Annotated in this window: 25 protein-coding genes; 9 read left to right on the forward strand and 16 right to left on the reverse strand. The window is 61.2% G+C overall.

The window, feature by feature from the left end:
- Positions 1 to 113: 113 nt before the first annotated feature.
- Positions 114 to 1,058, reverse strand: a complete 945-nt coding sequence (locus BJ928_RS32665; RefSeq protein WP_047635743.1) for an AEC family transporter — start codon at positions 1,056 to 1,058, stop codon at positions 114 to 116.
- A gap of 396 nt (positions 1,059 to 1,454) precedes the next feature.
- On the opposite strand from BJ928_RS32665, the gene BJ928_RS32670 reads away from it, so the two are divergent.
- On the forward strand, positions 1,455 to 2,447 hold the full coding sequence (locus BJ928_RS32670) for an adenosine kinase (RefSeq protein WP_047635742.1): 993 nt from the start codon (positions 1,455 to 1,457) through the stop codon (positions 2,445 to 2,447).
- A gap of 83 nt (positions 2,448 to 2,530) precedes the next feature.
- On the opposite strand, the gene BJ928_RS32675 is transcribed toward BJ928_RS32670, so the two are convergent.
- Both BJ928_RS32675 and BJ928_RS32680 read right to left on the reverse strand, forming a co-directional pair.
- Complete coding sequence (locus BJ928_RS32675) at positions 2,531 to 3,133, reverse strand: cadmium resistance transporter (protein ID WP_245432655.1); 603 nt, start codon at positions 3,131 to 3,133, stop codon at positions 2,531 to 2,533.
- Between the two features lie 97 nt (positions 3,134 to 3,230).
- Positions 3,231 to 3,770: an SH3 domain-containing protein gene (locus BJ928_RS32680; RefSeq protein WP_047635740.1), complete on the reverse strand. Its 540-nt coding sequence runs from the start codon at positions 3,768 to 3,770 to the stop codon at positions 3,231 to 3,233.
- Between the two features lie 191 nt (positions 3,771 to 3,961).
- Between BJ928_RS32680 and BJ928_RS32685 the strand changes: the two genes are divergently transcribed.
- Together BJ928_RS32685 and murA are read left to right on the forward strand one after the other, a co-directional pair.
- Positions 3,962 to 4,963, forward strand: coding sequence for a D-glycerate dehydrogenase (locus BJ928_RS32685; RefSeq protein ID WP_047635739.1), 1,002 nt, complete (start codon positions 3,962 to 3,964; stop codon positions 4,961 to 4,963).
- A gap of 141 nt (positions 4,964 to 5,104) precedes the next feature.
- Complete coding sequence (gene murA, locus BJ928_RS32690; RefSeq protein ID WP_047635738.1) at positions 5,105 to 6,418, forward strand: UDP-N-acetylglucosamine 1-carboxyvinyltransferase; 1,314 nt, start codon at positions 5,105 to 5,107, stop codon at positions 6,416 to 6,418.
- A gap of 27 nt (positions 6,419 to 6,445) precedes the next feature.
- On the opposite strand, the gene BJ928_RS32695 is transcribed toward murA, so the two are convergent.
- From BJ928_RS32695 to recF, 3 genes are read right to left on the reverse strand one after another with little or no spacing between them, the layout of a single operon-like run.
- Entirely contained in the window at positions 6,446 to 6,916 is a 471-nt protein-coding gene (locus tag BJ928_RS32695) for a GNAT family N-acetyltransferase (protein WP_183079486.1), read from the reverse strand.
- 5 nt (positions 6,917 to 6,921) lie between these two features.
- Positions 6,922 to 7,692 carry a molybdopterin-synthase adenylyltransferase MoeB gene (locus tag BJ928_RS32700; protein ID WP_047635736.1) on the reverse strand — a complete coding sequence of 257 codons (771 nt, stop codon included), beginning with the start codon at positions 7,690 to 7,692 and terminating at the stop codon, positions 6,922 to 6,924.
- Positions 7,693 to 7,728: 36 nt separating this feature from the next.
- On the reverse strand, positions 7,729 to 8,856 hold the full coding sequence (gene recF / locus BJ928_RS32705) for a DNA replication/repair protein RecF (protein ID WP_047635735.1): 1,128 nt from the start codon (positions 8,854 to 8,856) through the stop codon (positions 7,729 to 7,731).
- Between the two features lie 406 nt (positions 8,857 to 9,262).
- On the opposite strand from recF, the gene BJ928_RS32710 reads away from it, so the two are divergent.
- Complete coding sequence (locus tag BJ928_RS32710) at positions 9,263 to 10,066, forward strand: APH(3'') family aminoglycoside O-phosphotransferase (protein ID WP_245432653.1); 804 nt, start codon at positions 9,263 to 9,265, stop codon at positions 10,064 to 10,066.
- A gap of 90 nt (positions 10,067 to 10,156) precedes the next feature.
- Here the strand turns inward: BJ928_RS32710 and dnaJ are convergent, their stop codons facing one another.
- The 3 genes from dnaJ to BJ928_RS32725 form a co-directional block, all read right to left on the reverse strand.
- A complete protein-coding gene (gene dnaJ, locus BJ928_RS32715; RefSeq protein ID WP_047635734.1) occupies positions 10,157 to 11,293 on the reverse strand; it encodes a molecular chaperone DnaJ in 1,137 nt (378 codons plus the stop codon).
- Positions 11,294 to 11,376: 83 nt separating this feature from the next.
- Positions 11,377 to 13,293: a molecular chaperone DnaK gene (dnaK, locus tag BJ928_RS32720; RefSeq protein WP_047635733.1), complete on the reverse strand. Its 1,917-nt coding sequence runs from the start codon at positions 13,291 to 13,293 to the stop codon at positions 11,377 to 11,379.
- 510 nt (positions 13,294 to 13,803) lie between these two features.
- Positions 13,804 to 16,200, reverse strand: a complete 2,397-nt coding sequence (locus tag BJ928_RS32725; protein ID WP_047635732.1) for a transglycosylase domain-containing protein — start codon at positions 16,198 to 16,200, stop codon at positions 13,804 to 13,806.
- 339 nt (positions 16,201 to 16,539) lie between these two features.
- Here BJ928_RS32725 and BJ928_RS39505 point away from each other — a divergent pair, with 339 nt between their 5' ends.
- The 3 genes from BJ928_RS39505 (at position 16,540) to BJ928_RS32735 (ending at position 17,417) form a co-directional block, all read left to right on the forward strand.
- A complete protein-coding gene (locus BJ928_RS39505; protein WP_047635731.1) occupies positions 16,540 to 16,728 on the forward strand; it encodes a hypothetical protein in 189 nt (62 codons plus the stop codon).
- Positions 16,729 to 16,820: 92 nt separating this feature from the next.
- Positions 16,821 to 16,943: a hypothetical protein gene (locus BJ928_RS39765; RefSeq protein WP_281024163.1), complete on the forward strand. Its 123-nt coding sequence runs from the start codon at positions 16,821 to 16,823 to the stop codon at positions 16,941 to 16,943.
- Positions 16,944 to 17,174: 231 nt separating this feature from the next.
- Positions 17,175 to 17,417, forward strand: a complete 243-nt coding sequence (locus BJ928_RS32735) for a DUF982 domain-containing protein (RefSeq protein ID WP_047635730.1) — start codon at positions 17,175 to 17,177, stop codon at positions 17,415 to 17,417.
- A 229-nt stretch (positions 17,418 to 17,646) separates the two neighbouring features.
- On the opposite strand, the gene BJ928_RS32740 is transcribed toward BJ928_RS32735, so the two are convergent.
- The 6 genes from BJ928_RS32740 to BJ928_RS32765 form a co-directional block, all read right to left on the reverse strand.
- Entirely contained in the window at positions 17,647 to 18,549 is a 903-nt protein-coding gene (locus BJ928_RS32740) for an SH3 domain-containing protein (protein WP_047635729.1), read from the reverse strand.
- A 449-nt stretch (positions 18,550 to 18,998) separates the two neighbouring features.
- Positions 18,999 to 19,223 (reverse strand): hypothetical protein, encoded by a 225-nt coding sequence (locus BJ928_RS32745; RefSeq protein ID WP_047635728.1) that lies wholly within the window; start codon positions 19,221 to 19,223, stop codon positions 18,999 to 19,001.
- A 30-nt stretch (positions 19,224 to 19,253) separates the two neighbouring features.
- Positions 19,254 to 20,708 (reverse strand): efflux transporter outer membrane subunit, encoded by a 1,455-nt coding sequence (locus BJ928_RS32750; protein WP_047635817.1) that lies wholly within the window; start codon positions 20,706 to 20,708, stop codon positions 19,254 to 19,256.
- Positions 20,709 to 21,060: 352 nt separating this feature from the next.
- Positions 21,061 to 22,005 (reverse strand): phosphoribosylaminoimidazolesuccinocarboxamide synthase, encoded by a 945-nt coding sequence (locus tag BJ928_RS32755; RefSeq protein WP_047635816.1) that lies wholly within the window; start codon positions 22,003 to 22,005, stop codon positions 21,061 to 21,063.
- A gap of 146 nt (positions 22,006 to 22,151) precedes the next feature.
- Positions 22,152 to 22,835: a phosphoribosyltransferase gene (locus BJ928_RS32760; RefSeq protein ID WP_047635727.1), complete on the reverse strand. Its 684-nt coding sequence runs from the start codon at positions 22,833 to 22,835 to the stop codon at positions 22,152 to 22,154.
- A 13-nt stretch (positions 22,836 to 22,848) separates the two neighbouring features.
- The gene (locus BJ928_RS32765) at positions 22,849 to 23,577 is read right to left on the reverse strand and encodes a pseudouridine synthase (RefSeq protein ID WP_245432654.1); all 729 of its coding nucleotides are present in this window, start codon (positions 23,575 to 23,577) and stop codon (positions 22,849 to 22,851) included.
- 422 nt (positions 23,578 to 23,999) lie between these two features.
- On the opposite strand from BJ928_RS32765, the gene BJ928_RS32770 reads away from it, so the two are divergent.
- Together BJ928_RS32770 and BJ928_RS32775 are read left to right on the forward strand one after the other, a co-directional pair.
- Positions 24,000 to 24,719: a response regulator gene (locus BJ928_RS32770; protein WP_047635725.1), complete on the forward strand. Its 720-nt coding sequence runs from the start codon at positions 24,000 to 24,002 to the stop codon at positions 24,717 to 24,719.
- A 3-nt stretch (positions 24,720 to 24,722) separates the two neighbouring features.
- On the forward strand, positions 24,723 to 26,075 hold the full coding sequence (locus BJ928_RS32775; protein ID WP_047635724.1) for an ATP-binding protein: 1,353 nt from the start codon (positions 24,723 to 24,725) through the stop codon (positions 26,073 to 26,075).
- A gap of 64 nt (positions 26,076 to 26,139) precedes the next feature.
- Here BJ928_RS32775 and BJ928_RS32780 read toward each other — a convergent pair whose 3' ends face one another.
- A complete protein-coding gene (locus BJ928_RS32780; RefSeq protein ID WP_047635723.1) occupies positions 26,140 to 26,346 on the reverse strand; it encodes a hypothetical protein in 207 nt (68 codons plus the stop codon).
- Positions 26,347 to 26,646: the final 300 nt, after the last annotated feature.

Raw genomic sequence — 26,646 nt, forward strand, 5'->3', positions numbered from 1 at the left:
TCCTTTGTTGCGCTCCGGGTGGGAGGGCCGGGATGCGCAAATATATGACCGTTTTCCTGCCTGCCTCTCCAAATGCGGAGATGGCCGTTACCGTCGGTGGGCTCGGGCCTCCGCTATCCGAGCAGATAAGCCCAAAACGACACCGAGAATGCCCCGAGCGCTGTCGTCAAGGTAATCGTCGAGGCGGCGAGACTGTGGCCCACCCCGAAGCGATTGGCAATCAGCCAGGCGTTCACACCTGTAGGAACTGCGGCTGTCAGCACGAGTGCTGTCCGCCATTCCGGGCTCAGGCCGAGGAGAAGTCCGGCGACCAGCACGCAGGCCGGCAACAGAATGAGCTTGAAGCCCGAGATGACGCTGGTAATGCCGAGATTGCCCGACAGTCCGTATTGGCGCAGCGCCATGCCGAGCGAAATCAGCGCCGCCGGACCGGCGATATTGGCGATGCTGTCGACCACGGTGCCGAGTGTCGCGGGGATCGGAATGCCCGTGAGGTGAACGATGAGGCCGCAGAAAAGGCCGATGACAAGCGGATTGCGGACAAGGTTGCTGCCGACCTGTCGCAGCAGTTCGCCGATGCTGCGGCCGGCGCCGGCATTCTCCTTTCGCTCGGCCTGTTCCATCAGCAGCGTGCCGGCGATCATCATCGTCGGCAGGTGCACGGCAATCAGGATCGACATCGCCATGACACCGTCCGGTCCGACCGTGCGCCCCACCAGCGGCAGGCCGATGAAGATCGTATTGGCAAAGGCCGAAGAAACGCCGGCAAGCACACCGATCCTGGCATCTCGCCCGAAAAACCGGGTCGCGACGATATGGCCGGCCGTCCATGTAATGGCGACGCCGGAGAAATAGGCGATCCACAGCCGAAACGGCGAAGCGCCGCGAAAATCCGCCGTCGCGATGGTCTGAAACAGAAGTAGCGGCACGGCGATCTTGAAGACGAATTCGCTCATCGCCTCGCCGACCTCGGCTTTCAGCAGGCCGGTGCGAACGATGACCCAGCCGACGAGAATGAGCAGAAAGACTGGAAGGACATCGGTAAAGATTTCGGACATGCCGGGCGTGGCCGTGAAGATTGTGGCTCGGGAAGGGCGATCCGGAGGTTGTAGCAGCTTGCTTCCGTGCGGGAAGCGGTAAAAACAAAAAAGCGGGCAATGCCCGCTTGTGTGTCCGATCTCGCCGGAAGATCCCCCCGGTGCACATGCCGCCAGTTCATCCGTGGTCGGCCCGCGTACCGGTGAGGCGGAAGGTATCATTCCTTCCCAGACTGGCTCGGAAGTATTTCGAGCTTCCCATCCCAGCCGCTTGATAAGCATTTAAAGATAGAAAGTGACAGCGAAATGACTGAATGGAACGAAGTTGGTCGCGCTGGCGCTGTTTTTTCTTCCAAACTTCGGAAAAACCGATATTACCGGATACCGGCTATCACCAATTCCGGGACCCTCCTATAGATGACTCGTTTCGATGTATTGACCGTTGGCAACGCCATCGTCGACATTATCGCCCGTTGCAATGATCAGTTCCTGATCGACAACAAGATCACCAAGGCCGCGATGAACCTGATCGACGCCGAGCGCGCCGAGCTTCTCTATTCGCGTATGGGACCGGCTCTGGAAGCCTCGGGCGGCAGTGCCGGCAATACGGCTGCAGGCGTCGCGAATTTCGGCGGTAAGGCCGCTTATTTCGGCAAGGTCGCCGAAGATCAGCTCGGCGAGATCTTCGCCCATGATATCCGCGCTCAGGGCGTGCATTACGAGACCAAGGCGAAGGGCACCTTTCCGCCGACCGCCCGCTCGATGATCTTCGTCACCGAGGACGGCGAGCGTTCGATGAACACCTATCTCGGCGCCTGCGTCGAGCTTGGCCCTGAGGACGTCGAGGAAGATGTCGTTGCCGATGCCAAGGTGACCTATTTCGAAGGCTATCTCTGGGACCCGCCCCGCGCCAAGGAAGCCATCCGCGAATGCGCCCGCATCGCCCATGCCCACGGCCGGGAAATGTCGATGACGCTCTCCGACAGCTTCTGCGTCGGCCGCTACCGCGACGAATTCCTCGATCTCATGCGCTCGGGCACTATCGATATCGTCTTCGCCAATCGCGATGAAGCCCTCTCGCTCTATGAGACCGACGACTTCGACAAGGCATTGAAACTGATTTCGGCCGATTGCAAGATCGCCGCCGTGACGACGGGCAAGGATGGCGCGGTGATCGTGCGCGGCGACGAACGCTATGTCGTCGACGCCCATCCGATCGAGGAGCGCGTCGACACGACCGGTGCAGGCGATCTTTTCGCCGCTGGCTTCCTGTTCGGCTATACGCAGGGCCGCGGCCTGGAAGATTGCGCCAAGCTCGGCAATCTCGCCGCCGCCATCGTCATCGAACAGATCGGCCCGCGGCCGATGCGGTCGCTCTCGGACGCGGCAAAGGAATTCGGGCTTCTCTGATCGGGACCATTTTTCGTGATTGCGAAAGCCGCCCGCCGTGAAATGCCGGGCGGCTTTTGCTTTTTGACGCTGGCGCCAATCCCCTAGCGCCAGAAGAGCGTTATTGTTTCGGCCTCATGCAGGATGAGGATGCCGAGCACGATCAGAACGAATGGCACGATCCTGTGCCCGTAGCGCCGAATGGGCGCTCCCAAGGTCGGATGATTGACGAGGGAATGCGCCGCGCCGAGCCAGATCGCGGTGAGCACCGCGAAGATGCAGCCCATGGTCAGGATTTCATAGATCGAGCGCGTGGCGAAGATGGGTGTGTAGACGCTGAGATTGTCGCCGCCATTGGCGAGCGTTACCAGCGTGACGGCCACGATGTTGCCATGCCCCGCCGAGGCTTTCTCATGATCTTCCGGATTGTCGCCCGTCTCGATGCCGTTCCAGAGTTCCCAGAGCCTCCTGAGGCCGAAATAGATCGGCGCAAAGCCAAGCAGACCGATATAGGCGGCGGGAATGACGAGAACGAGGAGCGAGGCAACGACGCTGATGCCGTAAAGAATGCCTATGCCGAGATATTGCCCGATGACGATCTGCTTCGCGCGGAACTTCGGGTCTGCGAAGAATCCGAGAAGAACGAAGATGTCGTCTATGTTCGTCGAGGCGAACATGACGATGGCAACCCCGAATACACCCAGCACATAGCCCAAAATCGCCGGTCTCCTTGTCCGATTCCGGATACAGCATTGCGTGGGAAAAGTCGCGCTGTTGCTGACGTCGTGGTGCGGTCGGGTTTCGTTATTTGAAGGCTTCGCCGGGGTATGCGCCCCAGATCTCGGATTGCGCCACCCATCCCTCGGTGCCGTCGGCGGTAACGAGGCACCAGTCGCCGGTGCATTCCTTGACGCTCATCATCACGCCGGGCTGAAGCTTGGCGATGACGGCGGAGGATGGCTGCGATTCGCGACGCATGTTGACGAAGACGGCCTTGCCCTTGCCCTTCATCCACGGCGCAGCGATGGCCGAACGCTGACCCGACAGCAGCGACTGGTTGACCCAGCCTTCCGTGCCGTCGGCATCGCGCACGCGCCGCCAGTTATCATATTCCTGGATGATCTCGACCGGCAGGCCCTGCTTGAGATAGAGCCACGATACCGCATAGTCGGAGCTGGGCCCGATGCGCAGATTGACCCGCTTCGACTTCAGCGTGACGAAGCGCGGCAGCGGCAGGCCGCTCGGCCCCTTGGCAGCCTGCGCGGCGGCAAGATCGGCCGTACCGGCGGCCAGCATCAGGCCGATTGCGAAAATGGCGCAGGACTTCAATGCTTTGCCACGCATGGGGATTTCCGTTCGTTCGTCATGACAAAGGCGCCGTTTAGGCAACCTTTCGCTCCGGTGGGCGGCAAATCCCCGGATCGCGTCAGCGAGTTTTATTTGTCTTCGCCTGCGGGTCTGGTAGAAATGCCCGGAACGGGAAAATTATCCCGCTTCTTGGTTAAGAACATCTGAACAAGGCATCGCCGCTCGCCATGACGACGAAGAAAAAACCGAAGGTCTACGTCACGCGCAAACTGCCCGACGCGGTGGAGACGCGGATGCGCGAGCTCTTCGATGCCGAGCTCAACATCGATGATCGCCCGCGCACAAAGTCTGAGCTGATCCAGGCGATTCGGGTGGCCGACGTGCTTGTGCCGACCGTTACCGACCGGATCGATGCCGAGGTGATCGACGAGGCTGGCCCGCAGATGAAGCTGATCGCCAGCTTCTCCAACGGCACGGATCACATCGATGTCGAGGCTGCGGCCCGCCGCGGAATCACCGTCACCAATACGCCGAACGTGCTGACCGAAGATACCGCCGACATGACCATGGCGCTCATCCTCGCCGTGCCGCGTCGGCTGGCGGAAGGTGCGCGCGTGCTGACCGACAATCCCGGCGAATGGGCGGGCTGGTCGCCCACCTGGATGCTCGGTCGCCGCATCCACGGCAAACGAATCGGCATCGTCGGCATGGGGCGCATCGGCACTGCGGTTGCCCGCCGCGCCAAGGCGTTCGGCCTCTCGATCCATTATCACAATCGCAAGCGGGTCAATCCGGCGACCGAGGACGAGCTGGAGGCGACCTATTGGGACAGCCTCGACCAGATGCTCGCCCGCGTCGACATCGTCTCGGTCAATTGCCCGTCGACGCCGGCGACCTACCATCTGATCTCGGCCCGTCGCCTGGCGCTGCTACAGCCGACGAGCTACATCGTCAACACGGCGCGCGGCGACGTCATCGACGAGGCCGCGCTGATCAAGATCCTGCGCGAGGGAAAGATCGCCGGCGCCGGCCTTGACGTGTTCGAGAACGAACCATCAGTCAATCCGAAGCTGGTGAAGCTCGCCAATGAGGGCAAGGTGGTGATCCTGCCGCATATGAGTTCGGCCACGCTCGAGGGCCGTATCGACATGGGCGACAAGGTCATCATCAACATCCGCACTTTCATCGACGGCCATCGTCCGCCCAATCGCGTGCTGCCGTTCCGATAAGCGAATCGCTGATTCTCCAGCCAAAGCGAAGCGGACGACGCCCGCTTCAAATTTGATCTTTATTGCCTCCGGCCGGTCATGTGCATGTCACAAAGCCGGCCCAGAGGTGACGGCAAACACAAATCAGGAAGGGCGGAAACGATGGCGCGGGCGCTGCCGCATGAGCGGATTCAATATGTGGTCGAGGGCGGCTTCAAGCTGTCGGGCGAGATCGAACCGAGCGGCAACAAGAATGCCGCATTGCCGATTATCGCCGCATCGCTTCTGACCGACCAGCGCGTCGAGCTCAGCAACGTGCCGCGCATTCGCGATGTCGAGGCGCTGGTGGAGTTGATCCAGTCGGTCGGCGCGAAAGTTCGTTGGCTCGGCCGCAACGAGCTCGAAATCGAGGCGCGCGAGCTTCATCCGGCCAATCTCGATCCCGATCTCTGCGCCCGCATCCGCGCCTCCATTCTGCTTGCCGGCCCGATGCTGGCGCGCTGCGGCGAGATCACCTTGCCGCCGCCGGGTGGCGATGTTATCGGCCGCCGGCGCGTCGATACACACTTCTTGGCGCTGGAGCAGCTCGGCACCAGGATCGAGGTCAACAGTGTCTACAGCTTCCGCACCGAAGGGCTGCGTGGCGCCGATGTCTTCCTCGACGAACCCTCGGTGACGGCAACGGAAAACGCGCTTTGCGCCGCCGTCTTCGCTGAGGGAACGACGATCCTGCGCAATTGCGCCTCTGAGCCGCATGTTCAGGATCTTGCGCGCTTCCTCATTGCCATGGGCGCACGCATCGAGGGGGTCGGCACCAACATGATGACGATCCACGGCGGTCAGCGGCTCGGCGGCGCATCGCACCGTATCGGCCCCGATCACAATGAAGTCGGTTCGCTGATCGGCCTTGCCGCCGTCACCGGTTCGGAGATCACCATCCGCAGGGCGGGGGTCGAGCATCTGCGCTCGACCCTGATGACCTTTGAGCGCCTCGGCATCCGCTGCCAGATCGATGGCGACGATCTTATCATCCGCTCCGGTCAGGAGATGAAGATCCAGCCCGATTTCGGTGGTCATATTCCGAAGATCGAGGATCAGCCATGGCCGGCTTTTCCGGCCGACACGATGTCGATCGCCATCGTCACCGCCTCGCAATGCGACGGCGTCGTGCTGATGTTCGAGAAAATGTTCGAAAGTCGGATGTTCTTCGTCGACAAGCTGATCGCCATGGGCGCCCGCATCGTTCTGTGTGATCCGCACCGCGCCATCGTCGCCGGCCCTTCGAAGCTGCGCGCCGCACAGCTTGAAAGCCCTGATATCCGCGCCGGCATGGCGATGCTGATTGCGGCGATGTGCGCCGAGGGCACGAGCGTCATCAACAACGCCCAGCAGATCGAGCGCGGTTACGAGCGCATCGAGGAACGACTGAATGCACTGGGCGCTCGAATCACCCGCATTCCGCCGCGCGAGGCGTAAGAATCCGACCCCATAGCGAAGGATGCGCTAGGCGATCGCCTTGCGCATCTCGATCGATGTCGTCCGATCGAAGCCGGCATGGCGATTTTCGGCTGTTTTTTGAAAGCCCCAGGCGGCGAAGGTGGCGTGATTGTCGATGAGCTCGATCCGTGTCTCCAGCCGCAGGTCCTTGAGGCCGAGATCCCGTGCGGCCGCCTCTGCCAAGACAAGCAGACGTTTGCCGATACCCCGGCCCTGCGCCGCCGGCAGCACAGCGAGCTTGCCGACATAAAGGCTTTCCGCCTCTGGTCGGCAGAAAATGCAGCCGACCAGCTGCTCGCCCTCAACTGCAATGTATGCGATCTCGTCGATCGCCTTGGTCTTTAAAGTCTCCGCCGTCAGCGCCAACGCAGAGGAGGGCGGATCGATGCGGCCATTCATGTAAGCGAAGGATGTCAGGATGAGATCCAGCAACGCATCCCAGCGGCCAAAGCCCTCATCGATACGGCGAAGCGCGATTTGGTTCATTCCGCCGCGACCCGAGGGCGTTTGCGGCGATAGCGCACGGTTTCGAAGCGTGCGGAAAGCCCGTCATAGAGGAGCAGCCGGCCGATCAGCGGCTCACCGATGCCGGTGATGAGCTTGATTGCCTCCATCGCCATCAGCGTGCCGATGACACCAGTCAGGGCGCCGATAATGCCCGCCTCCGCGCAACTGGGGATGAGACCTTCCGGCGGCGGGGCGGGGAAAAGATCGCGATAGCGTGGATTGGGATTGCCCTCCACGTCGCTTTCGTAAGGCTTCAGTGTCGTCACGGACCCGTCGAAGCGGCCGACAGCGCCGGTCACCAGCGGCAGGCGCGCCGCCTCGGTCGCATCGGCAGCCGCATAGCGCGTGTCGAAATTGTCGGAGCCATCGATGACGAGATCGAAACCGGCGAGGTGCCGCGCAGCGCTATCAGCACTAAATCGTTCTTCGAAACGGATGACCCGCACATGCGGGTTAAGCCGCGCGATCGCGTCCGCCGCGCTCTGCGTCTTCATTTCGCCGATCGTACCCGTGTCGTGAATCACCTGCCGCTGCAGGTTGGATAGCGAAACGCGGTCGTCATCGGCAATGCCGAGCGTGCCGACACCGGCGGCGGCGAGATATTGCAGCACGGGTGCGCCAAGGCCGCCGGCGCCGATGACGAGAACGCGCGCCGCCTTCAACTTTTGCTGGCCGGCGCCGCCGACCTCCGGCAAGAGGATATGGCGGTGATAGCGGCCGATTTCGTCTGAGCTCAAAGGGTCCATGTGCTGAAGTCTAGCACAATCGCCGGCAAGGAGGCGCTAGGATTTCGTAATGCCGCCATGCGCCACGGTAAAGAATTGCGCGCGTTCGCCAAGGGCCGAGAACATGGATTTGTCCGTGCCGGTCATGAAGGCCTGGCCGCCGAGCCCGTCGATAAGGTCGAAGAGCGCCGCGCGACGTCCCTCGTCGAGATGCGCGGCGATCTCGTCAAGCAGCAGGATCGGCGCATAGCCCGTCAGGTTGCCGACGAGGCGCGCATGGGCAAGGATGAGGCCGACGAGAAGCGCCTTCTGTTCGCCCGTGGAGCAGCGCTCCGCCTCCATGTCCTTTTCGCGGTGCCGTACGAGAAGATCGGCCCGGTGAGGTCCGTCCAGCGTGCGGCCGGCGGCGGAGTCACGGTAGCGCCCCTCGCGCAGCATGTCGGCATAGGCGTCTTCCAGATCGACGGCGGGCCGATCGAACTGTCCGTCGAGGAAGCCGGAAAGTTCAAGGGCCGCCGAGGGGAATGGCGTCGTCTCGTGTGTGTCGGCAATCAGCCGGGAGAGAAGGCCGAGCATTTCCTGCCGCGCGATCGCCATGGCGATACCGAGGCTTGCCATCTGCTGTTCGATACCGCCGAGCCAGGATGGATCGAACCGGCCATCCGACAAAAGTTTGTTGCGGCTGCGCATGGCGCGCTCGAAATCGCTGGCCCGGCGGCCATGCGCGGGGTCGAGCGACAGCACCAATCGATCGAGGAAACGGCGGCGCTCGGAGGAGCCGCCGGTAAACAGCCCGTCCATGGCCGGCGTCAGCCAGAGAACGCGCAAATGGTCTGTGAGTTCGTCGACGGTCTTGGCCGGCGTGCCATTGATTCGCAGCTTGCGGGCGGTCGATTCGTCCGTCGCATCGATGCCGGTGCCGATTTCGACGGCGCCATCCATGCCTTCGAGTTCGGTGAAGATCGAGAATCCGCCTGATGCATTGACGCGGGTGACATCGGTGTAGGCGGCGCGGCGCAGCCCGCGGCCGGGAGACAGCAGCGAGACCGCCTCCATGAGATTGGTCTTGCCTGCGCCATTGTCGCCGGTCAGGACCACATGCCGTTCATCAAGCGTCAGCGCCGCCGCCGCATAGTTGCGGAAGTCGGTCAGCTTCAGGCGCGAGATGAAAACCTTGTTCGGCATAGGCCCTTGGGATTCTTGGTCGATGGGGCGAGGGGTATGCCGAACACCGCTCCAGTGCAAGGATTTTACCGATTGTTCGCGATGCCAATCGAATGAAGCGCCGCCGGGGCCACCCTCGTCCTTCGACGGGCTCAGGATGAGGGTGGAGCGAACTGCGCTTCTGGGGGAAGTTATGGGCACGACGAGAGGATCAGCCCTCATGGTGAGGAGGCCCGTAGGGCCGTCTCGAACCAAGAGGGCGGGTGAATCGCTCTTCCAACAAAAGTCCGGCCGAATCATCGCCGGGGTCTGTGCAAAACAATCTGAGTCGCCACCTCGTGGTTTGAATCCTGCAACGGTTGGTATTGGCGTACAGCACTCCCTATATCGCCATGCTCGGAGAGATTTTGGGATGAGGAGGCATCTATTGGATTCTGCAAAAACACTGCTTGCGCATACGCGTTTCGATTGGACGCCGGTTAAATCGGGCGAATCGGGCGATCTCGTCTATCGCCGCGAAGACGGCCTCGCTTATGCGAAAATTGCGTCGTCAGACCGATCGGCAGATCTCGCCGGTGAACGCGACCGGCTGCTTTGGCTGCAGGGCAGGGGTATTTCCGTCCCTGAAGTCATCGACTGGCGCGATGTTGAGGAAGGGGCGTGTCTCACCATGACGGCAATCCGCGGCATCCCGGCGGTCGATCTGGATGGAGACGCCTTGCTGAAGGCATGGCCATCGATGGCGCGGCAATTGAAATCACTTCATGAGCTGCCGGCCGATCAATGCCCCTTTAATCGCCGCCTGTCGCTGATGTTTGCGCGAGCAGCGGATGTGGTCTCGTGCGATGCCGTGAACCGGGATTTCCTGCCGCCGGAGGATCGGGGTAAGCCGGCCCGTGAATTGCTTGATCGCGTCGAGCGCGATCTGCCTCTCCGATTCGCGCAGGAGGCGGCAGATAGAGTTCTCTGCCATGGCGATGCCTGCATGCCGAACTTCATGGTCGATCCGCATAGCCTGCAATGTACCGGGCTGATCGACTTCGGCCGTGTCGGCAAGGCGGATCGCTATGTCGATCTCTCGCTGATGATTGCCAATGCCGAGGAGAGCTGGGCGGCACCGGAACAGGGCGAGCGGGCGTTTGCGATCCTGTTCGAGACCCTGGGGATCGCGGAACCGGATCGCGAGCGTCTCGCCTTCTATCTCCGGCTCGATCCGCTCACCTGGGGCTGATTCGCAAGCAGACGCGTGATTCGTTCGCTGAAACAAAAAATCCGGCCGAATCATCGGCCGGATTCATGTGAAACATTTTTGATTCGCTGCTCAGTCGCTGAACGTATCGAAGAAATCCTTCATCCGGGCGAAGAAGCCCGTCGATTCGGGATTGTTGTCCTTCGAAGAGATCTGCTCGAATTCCTGCAGCAGCTCGCGCTGGCGCTTGGTCAGCTTCTGCGGCGTCTCGATCTGGATCTGGATATAGAGATCGCCGACCTGGCTGGAGCGCAGCACCGGCATGCCCTTGCCCTTCAGGCGGAACTGCTTGCCGACCTGCGTTCCCTCCGGAACAGAAACGCGCGACTTGGTGCCGTCGAGCGTCGCGACATCGAAGGTGCCGCCGAGCGCCGCAGTCGTCATCGAGATCGGCACGGCGCAATAGAGGTCGGCGCCGTCGCGCTGGAAGAACTCATGCGGCTTGACTGAAAGGAAGATGTAGAGGTCGCCCGATGGGCCGCCGCGCACGCCGGCTTCGCCTTCGCCCTGCAGGCGGATGCGTGTACCGTCTTCGATGCCGGCGGGGATGTTGACGGAGAGCGAACGCTCCTCGGTCACACGGCCCTGGCCATGACACTTGGTGCAGGGATCGGGGATAATCTGACCGCGGCCATGACAGGTCGGGCAGGTGCGTTCCACGGAGAAGAAACCCTGCGCGGCGCGCACACGGCCGGAGCCCTGGCAGGTGCCGCAGGTCTTCGGCTGCGTGCCCGGCTTGGCGCCGGAGCCGGAACAGACGTCGCAGGTGATCGAGGTCGGAACCCGGATCTGCGCCGTTTTGCCGCTGAAGGCTTCCTCCAGCGAAATTTCCATATTGTAGCGAAGATCGGCGCCGCGTTCGCGACCGCCGGAGGAGCGTCCGCGCGAGCGACCGCCACCCATCATCTCGCCGAAAATATCCTCGAAAATATCGGAGAAGCCGCCGCCGCCGAAACCGGCTCCGAAGCCGCCACCGCCGCCGTGCTCGAAAGCAGCGTGGCCGTAGCGGTCATAGGCAGCGCGCTTTTGCGGGTCCTTGAGCGTTTCGTATGCCTCGTTGATTTCCTTGAACTTCCGCTCGGCATTACTGTCATTCGGATTCTTGTCCGGATGATATTGCATTGCCAGCTTGCGAAAGGCGCTTTTCAGCTCTTTCTCGTCCGCCGTCTTTGAGACGCCCAATGTCTCGTAAAAATCCGCTTTTGCCATATTAAGGATTAGAACCCCGGAAATGGATTTCCGGCTGCCATGAGGCAGCCGGATCTAAGTTTCCTGAACCTTTCGGTTCGCGCTTATGCAGACCGCTTGTGGTCGCCTTCGTCCTTGATTTCCTCGTAGTCGGCATCGACGACATCGTCCTTGCCGGCTGCCGAGGCGTCGCCGGAACCGGCTTCCGCCTGCTGCGACTCATAGATCGCCTGGCCGAGCTTCATGGAAACTTCCATAAGCGTCTGGGTCTTGGCCTTGATGTCTTCGGCGTCCGGCTCGGAAGCTTCGGTTGCCGTCTTCAGCGCTGCGATCGCGTCGGAGATCGCGGTGCGGTCGGCTTCCGTGACCTTGTCGCCGTAGTCCTTCAGCGACTTCTCGCTGGAGTGGATCAGGCTTTCAGCCTGGTTCTTGGCTTCGACACCCTCGCGGCGCTTCTTGTCTTCCGCAGCATGGGCTTCGGCATCCTTGACCATCTTTTCAATGTCGGCGTCGGAAAGACCACCGGAGGCCTGGATGCGGATCTGCTGTTCCTTGCCGGTGCCCTTGTCCTTGGCCGAAACCTGAACAATGCCGTTGGCGTCGATATCGAAGGTGACTTCGATCTGCGGCACGCCGCGCGGTGCCGGCGGCAGGCCGACGAGGTCGAACTGGCCGAGCAGCTTGTTGTCGGCAGCCATTTCGCGCTCGCCCTGCGAGACGCGGATGGTCACGGCCGACTGGTTGTCGTCGGCGGTCGAGAAGGTCTGCGACTTCTTCGTCGGGATCGTCGTGTTGCGTTCGATCAGACGGGTGAAGACCCCGCCGAGCGTTTCGATGCCGAGAGACAGCGGGGTCACGTCGAGGAGCAGAACGTCCTTGACGTCGCCCTGCAGAACGCCGGCCTGGATGGCGGCGCCGAGAGCGACGACTTCATCCGGGTTGACGCCCTTGTGCGGCTCCTTGCCGAACAGCTGCTTGACGACTTCCTGTACCTTCGGCATGCGGCTCATGCCGCCGACGAGAACGACTTCGTCGATTTCAGCGGCGGTAACGCCGGCATCCTTGAGGGCTGCCTTGCACGGAGCGATGGTGCGCTGGACGAGATCGTCGACCAGGCTTTCGAGCTTGGCGCGGGTCAGCTTCAGCGTCAGGTGCTTCGGGCCGGTCGCGTCTGCCGTGATGAAGGGCAGGTTGATTTCGGTCTGTTGTGCGGAAGAAAGCTCGATCTTGGCCTTTTCGGCAGCTTCCTTGAGGCGCTGCAGGGCAAGCTTGTCGCCCTTGAGGTCGATGCCGTTGTCCTTCTTGAACTCGGCAACGAGGTATTCGACGAGGCGCATGTCGAAGTCTTCACCGCCGAGGAAGGTGTCGCCGTTGGTCGACTTCACTTCGAAGACGCCATCGCCGATTTCGAGGATGGAGATATCGAAGGTGCCGCCGCCAAGGTCGTAAACGGCGATGGTCTTGCCGTCCTTCTTGTCGAGGCCGTAAGCAAGGGCTGCAGCCGTCGGCTCGTTGATGATGCGCAGGACTTCAAGACCGGCGATCTTGCCGGCATCCTTGGTTGCCTGGCGCTGAGCGTCGTTGAAGTATGCGGGAACGGTGATAACGGCCTTGTCGACCTTTTCGCCGAGATAGGATTCGGCGGTTTCCTTCATCTTCTGAAGGATCATTGCGGAAACTTGTGCGGGCGAATAGCCCTTGCCCTGCGCTTCTACCCAGGCGTCGCCATTGTCACCCTTGACGATGTTAAAAGGAACAAGGTGCTTGTCCTTCTCGACGGTCGGATCTTCGTAGCGGCGGCCGATGAGGCGCTTGACAGCGAAGAGGGTATTCGTGGGGTTCGTCACAGCCTGGCGCTTGGCCGGCTGGCCGACGAGACGTTCGCCGTCGTCGGTGAAGGCAACCATGGAGGGGGTCGTCCGGGCGCCTTCGGCATTCTCGATCACTTTCGCGTCCTTACCGTCCATGACGGCGACGCAGGAATTTGTCGTTCCAAGGTCGATACCAATTACTTTTGCCATGTCATTCTCTCCTTGAAGCAAGCTGTCGGAACCCCTGTCAGGCATTCCATTGACAGCCCCTTACGGGATGGTCTTGAGGATTGCGCAGCCATGACTGCGGTGATGCCGCGTATATAAGTAGCGGTTTTACTGACTGCAAGGCAGGAAATGGCCTGAAATCCAGCAAAACAAATGGTTTGTCGTCCAAATTCCACGCGGTCCCATATGCGCCGGGGACAGGCGGATTTGACGCGACCGCGTATCAGAGCAGCCTTGCCGCGACCATGCAAGCGTCTACTGCATAATTCCTTAAATCGGGATCGATTTAGGGATAAAATCATCCAGCAGATCTAAAGCGCCACGGCGACCTTGGAGCCGGATGATTTCAGGTCAAATCGACCCGAAATATGAATCCGTCTCCAAATCAAAAAGTGAGAGCAGTATGTCGTCCGAAAACCGCTCACACTTTTCGGCATCCCGCCGTAACGAGCCCTATAGGACGCGCAGCGCTGCGGCGCAAAAATTGCGATCTTATCGGCCGAGGATGACGTCGAGCAGCGACGAGCGATGCGGCCGCGGGCTTGCGGCGGGAGCACCATTGTCGCCGACATCGGCCGGCGGAATATCGCTGTTGTCATAGGGGTTCGAGCTGTAGGGATTCGTATCGTCGGCAAGGTTTGCCGGCGGCAGGTCCTGCGGGTCGTCGTTGGCGGAAGCCTGGTTGACGATCTGCGGCTGGACCGGCTGCTGCGACGGTCTTTGCTGCAGGGTCGGCTGCTGCATCGGTTGTCCGCCGTCGGCGACGCCGGAGATGATGTTGCCGATCGTCGTCGGCTGGTCGCCGTTCGGCGCCGTCTGCGCCATCGGCAGGCCGTTGTCGATGATCTGGCCGCCACCGAAGATCGGCGTCGGCGTGATGCCCTTGTGGGCGGCGATCATGAATTCCTTCCATGCCCTGGCCGGCAGCCCGCCGCCGGTCACCTTGCGCATCGACTTGCCGTCGTCATTGCCGAACCAGACGCCCGTGGTGAGGTGGCTGGTAAAACCGACAAACAGCGCATCGCGGAAGGATTGTGTCGTGCCCGATTTGCCGGCCGCCTGCCAGCCGGGGATGCGCGCCGACTTGCCTGTACCGTAGGCGATGACGCCTGCCATCATGGCGTTCATGTTGGTGACGATATCCGGGTTCAGCACCCGCTGCGGATTGTCGGTATTGGCCTGATAGAGCACCTTGCCGGAAGCGGTCGTCACCTTGGTGATGACATGCGGCGCCACCTTGTAGCCACCGTTCATGAAGGTAGCATAGGCGGAGGTGAGTTCCAGCAGCGACACTTCGGAGGTGCCGAGCGCGATCGAGGCGTTGGACTGCAGGTCCGATTCGATGCCGAGCCTGTGGGCAACCTTGATGACCTGATCCGGCCCGACCTCGGTGACAAGCTGCGCGGCAACCGTGTTCAGCGATTTGGCGATTGCAGTTGCAAGCGTCACGGGGCCGCTATAGCGCTGTTCGTAATTTTCAGGCGCCCAATTGCCGATCTTGACCGGCATGTCGTTGCGGATCGAATTGGGCGTCAGCCCCATTTCGAGCGCTGCGGTATAGACGAACGGCTTGAAGGCCGAGCCCGGCTGACGCTTGGCGGTGACGGCGCGGTTGAACTGGCTCTGCGCGTAGTCGCGGCCGCCGACCAGCGCCCGGATGGCGCCCGTCGCATCGACTGATACGAGCGAGGCCTGCGAGGCGTTCAGTTTCTTGCCATCCTTTTCGAGCACGTCGCTCAGTGCCTTCTCGGCTTTTTCCTCCAGCGACATGTCGAGCGTGGTGTCGACGATCAGGTCTTCCTTGACGTCGCCGCCGATCAATTTGGGGAGCTGATCCATGACCATGTCGGCAACATAGTTCTCCGCACCGCTCCAATAGCTCTTGGATCGCGTCGGCGGCTGCGACATCGCCGTCTTGACGTCGGATTCCGAAATGAAGCCCTGTTCGCGCATGGCCTGCAGCACCAATTGCGCGCGCGCCTCGGCGGCGGCAGGATCGCGGGCGGGCGACAGCCGCGAGGGCGCCTTGACCAGGCCGGCGAGCATGGCTGCCTCGCCGAGATTGACGTCCTTGGCGGACTTGTTGAAGTAGCGCCGCGATGCCGCTTCGACGCCATAGGCGTTCGAGCCGAAATAGACCCGGTTCAGATACATCGTCAGGATCTGGTCCTTGGTGTACTTGTGCTCAAGCCACAGCGCCAGCAGCACTTCCTGCACCTTGCGTTCCAGCGTGCGGTCCGGCGACAGGAACAGGTTCTTGGCGAGCTGCTGCGTCAGCGTCGAGCCGCCCTGAACGGCGTGGCCGGTCACCACATTCGTCACGACGGCTCGCGCAAGGCCGATCGGATCGAAGCCGAAATGCGAATAGAAGCGACGGTCCTCGATGGCGATGATCGCCTCGGGAATGTAGGGCGACATGTCGCTGAGCGCCACGGCCTCGCCGCCAGTCGTGCCGCGATTGGCGATCAGCGTTCCGCCAAGGTCGTTGATCTTGACGTTCGGCGGCCGCTCGGGGATCGACCAGGTGCTGGCGCTCGGCATGCGGGAGCCGTAATAGACGACAAGGCCCGCAAGCCCGATGCCGGCCCAGAGGCAGAGCACCAGACCCCAGTAGATCGTCGAACGGATGAAGCCGAAGAAGCCGCGCCGCGGGCGGGCACGGCGCGCGGGCTTGCGGCGGCTCCGGGTGCGGCGAGGCTTCTCGACCACGGGCTCATCCTCGTCGTCTTCATCCTCGTCTTCGTCCGGTTCAGGCTCTTCGTAATATTTCTTCGCTGAACGCCTGTTTGCAACGATGCGTTCGCCGGCATTGAATCCGTCGTCAGTGCGTTCCCGGCCGCTGGAAAAGGATGGTTCTATCCTCTGGCGTGATTTCTTTTTATCTGCCATTGCCGGCCGGTCGTACCTCGGTGCCCAGTGTTTCCATGTCTTCTAGCAGGCTGATCACGATAGCGGTAGGAATCTTTGAGCCCGCTCGGCCGTCCCGGGCCGACATGGTACCCCGAAAACCGATGCCGGCTTTCGAGGCGGAGCAACCCGCCATTGGTTCAAGGACCTTCGTGAAGACATCAAGTCCCGCCTGAACTGTAAATGCGGCGATTTAAGGAGGAATTAAGAACATTCCGATCCGCAATGTCGGTGCGTCCCAGCACATCCGGCAGGCGTACTTCGGGGAACTTTTCGCTATTCTGGGCATTATCTCCTCATAAGAAGAAGGAGGGCGAACAGATGAGTTCATTTTTGAAGATAGAGGAAGTTGACCAGAGCAAGTTGCGCGAGGTCTGGAGCGTCGAGGATTTCGCCCGGCGCCACCGGATTTGTAAGGAGGAGGAAGCCCGGCTGAAGAAGCTGTTTGGCGACTTCGCAACGAAGCAGGAACTGCTCTCCAACGCGCAGCGGCCGCCCCAGTTTCGCTGACAGTTTTAGCTGGGCGGAAATTGGCAGGCCGGGCGCGATATTCATTGTCGGCTGCTGCGCCGGAAGGGTTTGCAGCGGAGGAGGCTATGCCAATGTGGAAACATTTCGAACTGTGGCTGGTCGACCAGATCGACCGGATATTCGGTCTTGAAAGGCTCGCGCGCCGCGCCGGTTTTTCCCCGGACGAAGCACGGCGGATCGCCCGTGACAAGTAGATTGCCCGCACGCCTGCGAATATCCGCAACCACACCCGTTTTCGTCATACTTCAAGATGCAGTCTTGCTCGATTCAGCGGGCGAAGCCTGCGGCATGGGCTGCGGCGATACTTCGCGTAATGCACGCAATCTTCCATATTTTCGAATGCTCTGATCGAGGTTATAGTACTGTCATGTGGCTGTCTTGGAGGACAGTTCCAAGCAATTGGTAGCGCGTGAGGAGGAGTGTTCATGCGACACATCAAATGGAGCAATCCAATCGAGATCGGATTTGCTCAAGATACGTTTCAAGTCGTCACGGGTCCTTCCGAGGCCTTGAATTGCATGGCCAATCTCTGGCCCGACCGGCGTGGCCCGCTCTATGTGGCGGCGAGAAGCCTGTGCCGGGCTGCCATTGACGGCCGCAGGTCGGCCGAAGAGGCGCGGGAAATGTTCATCTCGGCGACGCGGGAAGCGCATCTGAAGATGCATTGACGCGCAGCGGCAATCCCATAGTCGTTCGACCGTTCCGATCTTGCCAGCCGGCGAAAGCGGCGCAAGGGACAGAGTATTTGAACCTGCAGCACCCTTCTGCGAGACCGATTAATCCCCACGCTGCCGCATGGCGCGAAACGCGGGTGTTTTTCGAAACAGCGCATCGTTTCATTGAAAAAAGCCAGCGACTTTTAGGGTCGCTGGCTTTTTCTGGATCTGAGGCATGCCGTTACCGGTTCGAGCCTCGGACGGACATCCGGCAATTCGGTTCCGATGCCGGGCATGGGTCCCTGTGGTCAGGGCTGTAAGGTCCCGGCGTGCCGGCATTCGGCCGCGGGTTATTCTGCGGTTGCGGTTGCGGTTGCGGCTGTGGCTGTGCCTGAGGCGGCCGTTGCGGTTCGGGGCGCTGACGATTGTCCGGGCGATTGTTGTCTGGCCGATTGTTGTCGCGCTGGCGATCCGGGCGGTTGCCCCAATCCTGATTGTTGTCCGGCCGCTGGCGGCCCCAATCGCCGTTACCATTGCGATTGCCGTCGCGCTGCCTGTTCCAGTCGCGATCCCGGTCATCAGGGCGGCGATCCCAGTTGCGGTCCGGTCTATTGTTCCAGTCCGAACCGCGATCCCAATCGCGGTTACGGTCGGGACGGCGGTCCCAATTGCGATCCGGGCCGTTATCCCATCCGGGAGGATTGCGATCCCAGCCGCTGTCTGGCCGGCGATCGACCCAGCCCGGGCCACGGCGCCAGCGGTCGCGGTCGCGATAGAAGTCGCGGCCCCGATAGTAGCGGCCCCAATAGTCGTCGATGTTGAAGACCACCGTCGGGATGCCGAGTGGACGATAATATTGCGGGCCGACATAGATGCGGCGCGACTGGTAGGTCGCCTGGATGTAACGGCCGGCAACCCATCCGCGGCCGCCATAGAAGGAGACATCGCACCAGGGCGTCTCGTTGAGGCAGCCGTTGATCTGCAGCGGCACGCCGACGGGAATCATCGTCACCGCCGGATAGGCGGTGCTCGGGCCTGAGCGCATGTTGACATTTGCAGTGGCAAAGCCTTCCGCGGCTTCGGCGATGGCCGGCAGCACGACGAGGGCTGCCAGAATGCCCGCCGCAAGAATCTTGAACTTCATAGACTATTCTCCCTTTGCGCACCTTCGCCGCGAAGTCGCCGTCCGGTGCCAGTTCCGCTATCGTGCGCCTACCCCGGCGCCATTCGGTAAGACTTTCCAATTTCGGCAAGATAAAGGCCTGCCCATGCACGGAATCTGATAGGATTTCGTGACGCCTCTTCAATCTTTGCATGTGTTGTAGAAGTATCTGCATGAATGCAGCTTGAACGGTGTCGTGGAATGCTCAAACTCTGCTGGATCTTCGGTAAGGCTTACTTAGCTTTGCAGGCATTGCTGTCGCGATGGCATCGGCCGCGCCAAAAGCCTATTCGAAAAAACTGGAGAGGTGGCCTTGAAATTGCCACCTTGCACGCCGATATACGCTTCAGTCATGCAGCCGATGGGTGCTGGCGCGCTGGCAAGCGAGCCGTTTTATCCGTCGATGACATGGAAGTGGCGTTAACTCTTCGTTAACCTTTCATGATCAATCTGGCTGCAGTTCCGCCCTTGCCTTTGACCACGGATGTACTGGCACTGATGCGAAGGCGGATGGCGAAAGGCCGGATTATTCCGGCCTTTTTGTTTTTGGCGATGGCGTGCTCCTTGCGAAAGCGGAGCGCGCCATTTTCATTTTCAGCAATTCCGCACCAAAAGGAAAGACCGCCGCAGATGGCTGCAGCGGTCTCTGATGTCAAGCAATGCACCCGCCGGAGCAGGCGGGATCGTCAGTTCGCCTTCTTGGCCGAAACCTTGACGACCTTGGCCGGAGCCGCAGCGATGGTCGCCTTGCTCGCCGGCACATAGCCTGCGCCGATGTTGATGTTCAGCGAGATATAGTCGAGGGCGCTCTGCTGAATGGCCTGAACCAGGCTCTGCTGGGCAGCCGTCACGTTGCGCTGTGCGTCGAGAACATCGAGCAGCGAGGATGCGCCGTCCTTGTAGCTTGCAGTCGAGAGCTGCAGGGCTTCCTGGTAGGACTTGACCTGAGCCCGCTGTGCGGCAACCGTCTGTGCGTCGCGGCTGACGGCCGACAGTGCGTTTTCAACGTCTTCGATGGCCGTGCGTACCGTCTGCTGCCAGGCGAGATAGTTTTCGCGGCTCGTCGATTCCGCACTCTTGACGCCGGCGCGCAGGGCGCCGCCATCGAAGATCGGCAGGTTCAGCGACGGACCGAACGACCAGCTCGTCAGGCCACCGTTTGCTGCGTGGGTGCTGACATAGGACGGCGAAATCGAGCCGCTGAGCGTGATTGACGGGTACAGCTTGGCTTCCGCCACGCCGATCTGAGCCGTCGAGGCAGCGAGAGTGCGTTCTGCAACGCGAATGTCCGGACGGTTGCGGATCAGGTCGGCGGGAACGCCGGTGCGGACGCTGCCACGGAACACCGGCTGGCTGCCACCGCGCTGCATCTGCGCGATGATCGTTGCCGAAGGTACGTTCAGCAGCGTTGCGATATGATGCACCTGCTGGCGGTAGCTGATTTCATAGCCGGGGACCAGGGCCAGCGTCTGGTTGACGAGGCCTTCGGCCTGAACCACGTCGAGGCGGGATGCCGCACCGGCGTCGAGCTGGAACTTCGTCAGTGCAAGCGTGTCGCGCCGCGACTTCAGGTTTTCCTGAGCGATCGAAATCAGTGCCTGGTAATAGCGGGCGTTGACGTAGCTATTTGCGAGATCCGACAAAAGGGCCAGGCGCTGGACGTCGACGTTGGAATAGGCGACATCGAGCGAGGCATTGGCGCTTTCGCGCGCCCGGCGATACTGGCCCCACAGGTCGAGCAGCCAGGAAGCCGAGGCAGTGCCGGTGGTTACATTTTGGTGTCCGGTCGGAGAAAGCGACCTGGTTCCGGTCTGATCGCTGGTCGTATTGCTGCCGCTGACGGTGAGGCTTGGGAGGCCACCAGCACCTGCGGTTACGACGGCGGCTTCCGCCTGATTGATGCGCTCCAGCGTCTGCTGGATGTTAAGGTTCTGGGCAAGTCCCTGTGCGGCGAAGGCATTCAGCTTGGAATCGCCGAAAGCAGTCCACCATTGCGAGCCGGCGACATCGCCGTTCGCCTTCGTACCGCCCTCCGAGAACTTGGCCGGGAGCGGCATTTCCGGTGGCTTATGGTCTGGGCCGCTCACGCAACCTGCCAAAACAAGCAGCAGGGCGGGGGCGGCAGTACGAATGGAAACCATCACATTGTCCCACAATTCAATTTACTGATCAGTGTTTTTTCGGGATCGAAATGACCCCATGTGTCGGCGCTCCAGTTCTTACGCAATACAAACAATGACCCGAAGCGGTCGGCGTCAATCTAGCAATGAGTTTTGCAATAGCACAGTGGCTTTTACGATTTCTCGGCTGCGAACATATGTGGGATCGGCCGAAATATCAGTGTGCCGTTAAAAAAAAATCTAAGGTGTTGCAAAAAACATACCCTTGTCCACACCACCAGAAGGTGTGGAGCCCTTGCGAATCGATATCGCATGCAACCCTCAGGCGCCGCTCGGCAGGTTCCGGCAGACCAAACGTCCGTTCGGACGGTCTCTAGGGGAAATAGCGGGCCAGGCTTGCGCGAACCCGGTCAAGTGGCGTGGCGCCACGATCATCCGGCACGAAAGACATGCCGGTGATCGCTTCGTAGGCGCGGATATAGACCTTGGACGTCTCCTCGACAAGTTCGCTCGGGATCTCGGGGATCTCATCCTTATAGGGATCGCAGCGTTCGGTGACCCAGGCGCGCACGAAATCCTTGTCGAAGCTTTCGGGTCGCGCACCCCTGTCGAAACGATCCTGATAGCTGTCGGCCAGCCAATAACGGCTGCTGTCGGGAGTATGGATTTCGTCGGCCAGGATGATCTCGCCGTTTTCGTCGGTGCCGAATTCATACTTGGTATCGACCAGGATGAGTCCGCGCCTACGGGCAATCTCCTGCCCGCGGGCGAACAGGGCAAGGGCGTAACCCGTGAGTGTTTGCCATTGCGCCTCGGTCAAAAGCCCGCGCTCGACAATCTCGGCCGGCGTCAGCGGCGCGTCGTGGCCGCCATCGAATTCCTTGCTCGTCGGTGTGATGATCGGCTCCGGCAGGATCTGGTTGTCGCGCATGCCGTCCGGCAGCGTGATGCCGTACATCTCGCGCTGGCCTTTCTTATAGAGCGTCAGAATGGACGTGCCGGTGGTGCCGGCGAGATAGCCGCGGACGACGACCTCGACGGGCAGGATGTTCAATCGCTTGCCGACGACGACGTTCGGGTCGGGATAGTCGATCACATGGTTGGGGCAGATATCGCGCGTTTGTTCGAACCAATAGCGAGCCGTCTGCGTCAGCACCTGGCCCTTATAGGGAATGCAGGTCAGGATGCGGTCGAAGGCGCTCAACCGGTCGGTGCTGATGATGATACGGCTGCCGTCGGGCAGATCATAATTCTCGCGCACCTTGCCGCGATAGTAATTGGGCAATTCCGGAAAATGGGCTTCGGAGAGAATTCGCAACGCGTCCACCAACAGGCTCGTGCATCCGCCCGACGGATGCTTCTTGAGCGGACCCTTAGCGCATTACCGCGAAAATCGGAACGCCTTTCACATATAATTAAGAGGCACTCCAGTTGCCGGTCGATCGCAATAGTCGAATGACTGCGTCAGTTCGGCCGGCGCCAGCCGCCATTTTGGCTCCGCTCCAGGATCGGCGTCGAAAGCACCCCGACAATCCGCTCGCTCCATTGCCCGCCTTCCAGATCGACGCTATCTCGCCAGCGTTCCGACTGCAGCATTGCCGCACCGATCACGACGGGCCGGATGCCGCAGGACGTCAGAAGTGAAAGCCCGGAAACGATCGAGGCGCCGCTGGAGATGACGTCGTCGACCAGCGCCACGCGCTTTCCTTCCAGCAATGGCAGCATCCGCGGGTCTATATAAAGACGCTTCTCCTGGTTCGGCGTGGTGATGGAGGACAGCGAGACCGAGAGCTCCTCGCGATACCAGAATTTGCGGGAAGTCCCGAGCGGCACATAGCGCGCATGGCCGAGGGCCCGCGCCACCGCGGCTGCCAGCGTCAATCCCAGCGTCGGTAATCCCGCGACGACATCGATATCATAAGCGGCGAGCCGAGTAGCAAGCGCCTCCGCCAGCGCCTCCAGCACGGCAAAGCTTGCCTGATTGACGATCAGCGATGCCAGTGCGCGGTCGCCGTCGGCGAGCACGCGGATCGGCAGGCGCAATTGACGCCCGTCCGGCAGCGCGGCCACGTGGAAATCCTTGCGCTCCTCCGTCGGATCGAAGGTGCCGGGTGCATGCAGCTCCTGCCAGAAGTCATGGGGTAGCATTGCAATCCGCCTTCTATCTATTGACCTTCATTCCCGCGCGCCGGTGCAATCCGAGGACTTCGGCTTCGGTCAGGGCTCGCACCGCGCCCTTCGGTAGATCGCCGAGCGCGATATCGCCGAAAGCGACGCGCACCAGCCGCAGGCATTCGATATCGAGTGCCTCCAGCATGCGCCGGATCTGCCGGTTGCGGCCTTCCTTCAACTCCACCTCGATCCAGCCGTTGCGGTCGCCGCTGCGCAGCAGGCGGGCGGAGCTGGCGGTCAGCAGTTCGCCATCATCAACGATGCCGCGTTCCATGCGCGCAAACTGTTCCTCGTCCATGATGCGGTCGACCTGCACATGATAGGTCTTGCCGACATGGCTGATGGGATCGAGCAGCGCCTGTGCCAGCACCGTATCGTTGGTAAAGAGCAGCAAGCCCTCGCTTGCCTTGTCCAGACGTCCGACGGGAGCAAGATGGCGGGCATCCACGTCCTTGAGGCAGTCATAGACGGTCGGGCGTCCTTCGGGATCGTCGCGGGTCGTCACCAGGCCGCGCGGCTTGTTCAGCATGAAATAGAGCTTCTTCTCGGCGGCGATTGCCTTTCCGTCGACCGCGAATTTCGAATGTTCCAGATCGACCCAGCTTGCCGGGTCCGACACTGTCCGGCCGTCCACGGTCACACGGCCGGCAGCAATCAGCGCCTCTGCCTGCGTCCGCGAGCAATAGCCGAGCTTGGAAAGCGCGCGCGGCAAGGTCACGCGCTTGCCTTCCTGCTCCTGCCTGCCTCTCGCCGCCCTGCCTGATCTTTGCGGTGATTGCCGTTGGCTCAACCGTTTTGCCTCATCCGCTTGTTGTCGTGACCCGACATGGTTGCCGGTTAAGGACAATCCTTTCGCATGGCGGCGGACCGGACGCAAATCGCATCGTCGAAGAGATAGATTAGAAAGGCAGACAGGGCTCGCATTCATGGATGCGAGCCCTGTCGCGGACCGGAGCGGGCGATGGGGTCGGGTAGGCGACAACGAGGTTGTCGCCATTCGCTCCGGAGGGATCGTGCTTGCCGAGAAACTGCGCTGCTTCCTTTGCTGGGATTTTTCAAAACGGAGGAGATTTGTTACAGTTTGTAACGCTGGCCGTTTCCCAGTTGCCAAAACCGTCTCCCGCCCGGCATGGAAGAGCCATGGTTTCCGCATCGCTGCTTCTGGTCGAGGACGACCGCGAGATTAGGGCGCTCCTTGAGGAGTTCCTGAGCCGTGAGGGTTTTTCGGTGCAGGCGGCCGATAGCGCCGCCGCCATGGATCGCATCCTATCCAAGGGCTTTCCCGACCTGATCATCCTCGATCTGATGCTGCCGGGCGAAGACGGCCTGTCGGCATGCCGCCGCATCCGCGCCCGCAGCAAGGTGCCGATCCTCATGCTGACGGCGAAAACGGAAGATATCGATCGCATTCTCGGCCTCGAAATGGGCGCCGACGATTATCTCGGCAAGCCTTTCAATCCGCGTGAGCTCCTGGCGCGCATCCGTGCCATCCTCCGCCGTTCCGGCCCCGAGAGGCCGGAAGACGTCACGACCCCCTCAAGGCGCAAGAGCTTCGCCGGCCTGACCGTCGATCTCGATGGCCGGATCATCGAGATGGAGGGGGAGCGTGTCGTGCATCTGACGACCGCGGAATTCGATCTGCTGGTCTGCTTCCTCGAAAGGCCGCGTCGCGTGCTGTCACGCGAGCAGTTGCTCGACTGGACGCGCGGCCGCGGCGCCGATCCGTTCGACCGCACCATCGACGTCACGGTCTCCCGCCTGCGCACCAAGCTCGGGCACTGCCTGCCGGATGGCGCCCATATCATCACCACCGTGCGCAATGCCGGCTATCTCCTCACAATGGACGTGAAGGATGTCTGAGCCATGCTGAAACTCGGTCTCGTCGCCCGCATCATCATGATCGTCGCCGCGGCATTGTTCGTCATCCAGCTCGCGGCCTTCGTGGCCGCGCAGCTGAAGCCGGATACGCCTTTCAATCCGGAACTGTCGCCGGCGATGCAGGTCAAGACGGCGATCCGTTTGCTCGATGCCATTCCGCCGGAGGCGCAGCCGCTCGCCGTGCGCGCATTGAACGCCAATGGCCTGTCGATCCGCCTTGCCGATGCGCCGGCTGGTGGCGATGGAGCCGGGACTTCGGACTTGACACTCACAGACAAGCTGGCCCGCGAATTTGCGGCGATCGCCCTGGGCAATCGCTACTTCAACATGCGCTCGCTGTCGGAGAAGCCACAGGGCTGGTTCTCCGTCGGCGCGCCGGACAGGATCATGGAAGTCTCGATCGGCGTTGCCGGCGGCAAGATCGCCGTCTTCAACCTGCCCGATACGCCGACGGTGCGATTGAACGGTGTTCCCGTCGGCCTTATCGCCGGCGTCCTCGGCATGTTGGTCGCGGTCATCGCCATTGCCGCCGTGGCGCGCGAAACCCGCCCCCTGACGCGCCTATCGCGAACGGTCAACTCGATCGGCAATGGCTTGCAGCCGGTTCATATTCCTGAAAGAGGCGCCTGCGAGCTGCGCATGCTGATCAAGGCGATCAATGCCATGCAATTGCGCATCGCCGCGCTGGTCAGCAACCGCACCCTCATTCTCGGCGCGATTTCGCATGATCTGAGGACCTATCTCACTCGCTTTCGCCTACGCATGGAAATGATGCCGGAAACGCCGCACCGCGAACGCGCGATCGCCGATGTCGAGGCGATGCAGCGGCTGGTGGAGGATGCGCTCGGCTTTGCCCGCAGCACCGTCATCTCGGAGGGCAAGACCATCATTGATCTCGATGCGGCAATTGATGCCCATCTTGCCGAGCGCCAGGACGATGATGGCCTCATCGCCTTCGCGCCGATCGGGCAGCCACTCGCCGTGACGATGACCGAGACCGCTTTCGCGCGAGTGCTGGACAATCTCATGGACAACGCCCTGCGTTACGGCGGTCGCGCCGATATCGCCGTCGAGCATCGCGGCGAGCATGGCGCCATCGTCGTCGGCGATCGTGGACCGGGCATTCCAGCAGAGCGGCGCAAGGAAGTGCTCGAACCCTTCGTCCGGCTGGAAGAATCGCGCAACCGCGATCTCGGCGGCAGCGGCCTAGGCCTCGCGATCGTTCGCCAAATTCTCGATGCGCATGGCGGTGCTCTCTGTCTGGAGGATCGCGAGGGAGGTGGGCTGAATGCCGTTGTCCTGTTGCCGCTGACGATGATGGAGAGAAAAGCGGCCTGAAATAGGCATGCCTACTAGGTAATCGCGATTGCGCGCGATCGGGGAGTAGCGCGGGGCTGCCTGCTCAATGGCAGGTCAGAAATCTCTGCAGCTCCTGACGGTTCAAGACGATGCCGGCAGCCGCCTTCTGCGGGTCAGGATGGGTATAACTGAAGCTCGGCAGGTCGGGCAGGTCCAATGCCTGGCGCATGCTCATAATGCCGAGCGCGCGGCGGCCATTGACGCTGTCGAAGCTCACTTCGATGATGCTTTCCGGTCTTGCTGTCTGCATTGTTTCCTCCCTTCCTTTATATGTAGCCTAAACCATACCAGAAACCTGGCGGAAAATCTTGGTTTTTCTGAGGCTTGCGGCAATGGATTCGACCGGGAATCGGATCGGTCGTTTGGAAATCCGGAAGGCTGCGTTTCGGCAGCCGGCGGCTGGACTCCGCCTTTGGTGGAAAATTTTGCCACTCGAACAATGTTTCTCGTCCCAATTTGAGTAAGTTTCTTCTGTATTTTGGTTGACGGTTGTAATAGTTGTTTAAAAACAGTGGCTTAGAAAAATGTCAGAATTTTTACAGCGGCGGTG

Origin of the sequence: Rhizobium sp. WW_1 (genome assembly GCF_003610155.1) — a bacterium.
Lineage (GTDB): Bacteria > Pseudomonadota > Alphaproteobacteria > Rhizobiales > Rhizobiaceae > Rhizobium > Rhizobium tropici_A.

Excerpts from the sequence above, each read along its gene's own strand:
- BJ928_RS32780 (WP_047635723.1), bottom strand. The coding sequence starts at position 26,346 with ATGCAGACAGCAAGACCGGAAAGCATCATCGAAGTGAGCTTCGACAGC.
- dnaK (WP_047635733.1), bottom strand. The coding sequence starts at position 13,293 with ATGGCAAAAGTAATTGGTATCGACCTTGGAACGACAAATTCCTGCGTC.
- BJ928_RS32735 (WP_047635730.1), top strand. The coding sequence starts at position 17,175 with ATGCGACACATCAAATGGAGCAATCCAATCGAGATCGGATTTGCTCAA.
- BJ928_RS32775 (WP_047635724.1), top strand. The coding sequence starts at position 24,723 with ATGCTGAAACTCGGTCTCGTCGCCCGCATCATCATGATCGTCGCCGCG.
- BJ928_RS39505 (WP_047635731.1), top strand. The coding sequence starts at position 16,540 with ATGAGTTCATTTTTGAAGATAGAGGAAGTTGACCAGAGCAAGTTGCGC.
- BJ928_RS32760 (WP_047635727.1), bottom strand. The coding sequence starts at position 22,835 with ATGCTACCCCATGACTTCTGGCAGGAGCTGCATGCACCCGGCACCTTC.
- BJ928_RS32750 (WP_047635817.1), bottom strand. The coding sequence starts at position 20,708 with ATGGTTTCCATTCGTACTGCCGCCCCCGCCCTGCTGCTTGTTTTGGCA.
- BJ928_RS32685 (WP_047635739.1), top strand. The coding sequence starts at position 3,962 with ATGACGACGAAGAAAAAACCGAAGGTCTACGTCACGCGCAAACTGCCC.
- BJ928_RS32670 (WP_047635742.1), top strand. The coding sequence starts at position 1,455 with ATGACTCGTTTCGATGTATTGACCGTTGGCAACGCCATCGTCGACATT.
- BJ928_RS32725 (WP_047635732.1), bottom strand. The coding sequence starts at position 16,200 with ATGGCAGATAAAAAGAAATCACGCCAGAGGATAGAACCATCCTTTTCC.
- BJ928_RS32740 (WP_047635729.1), bottom strand. The coding sequence starts at position 18,549 with ATGAAGTTCAAGATTCTTGCGGCGGGCATTCTGGCAGCCCTCGTCGTG.
- BJ928_RS32770 (WP_047635725.1), top strand. The coding sequence starts at position 24,000 with ATGGTTTCCGCATCGCTGCTTCTGGTCGAGGACGACCGCGAGATTAGG.
- BJ928_RS32700 (WP_047635736.1), bottom strand. The coding sequence starts at position 7,692 with ATGGACCCTTTGAGCTCAGACGAAATCGGCCGCTATCACCGCCATATC.
- BJ928_RS32665 (WP_047635743.1), bottom strand. The coding sequence starts at position 1,058 with ATGTCCGAAATCTTTACCGATGTCCTTCCAGTCTTTCTGCTCATTCTC.
- murA (WP_047635738.1), top strand. The coding sequence starts at position 5,105 with ATGGCGCGGGCGCTGCCGCATGAGCGGATTCAATATGTGGTCGAGGGC.
- recF (WP_047635735.1), bottom strand. The coding sequence starts at position 8,856 with ATGCCGAACAAGGTTTTCATCTCGCGCCTGAAGCTGACCGACTTCCGC.
- BJ928_RS39765 (WP_281024163.1), top strand. The coding sequence starts at position 16,821 with ATGTGGAAACATTTCGAACTGTGGCTGGTCGACCAGATCGACCGGATA.
- BJ928_RS32680 (WP_047635740.1), bottom strand. The coding sequence starts at position 3,770 with ATGCGTGGCAAAGCATTGAAGTCCTGCGCCATTTTCGCAATCGGCCTG.
- dnaJ (WP_047635734.1), bottom strand. The coding sequence starts at position 11,293 with ATGGCAAAAGCGGATTTTTACGAGACATTGGGCGTCTCAAAGACGGCG.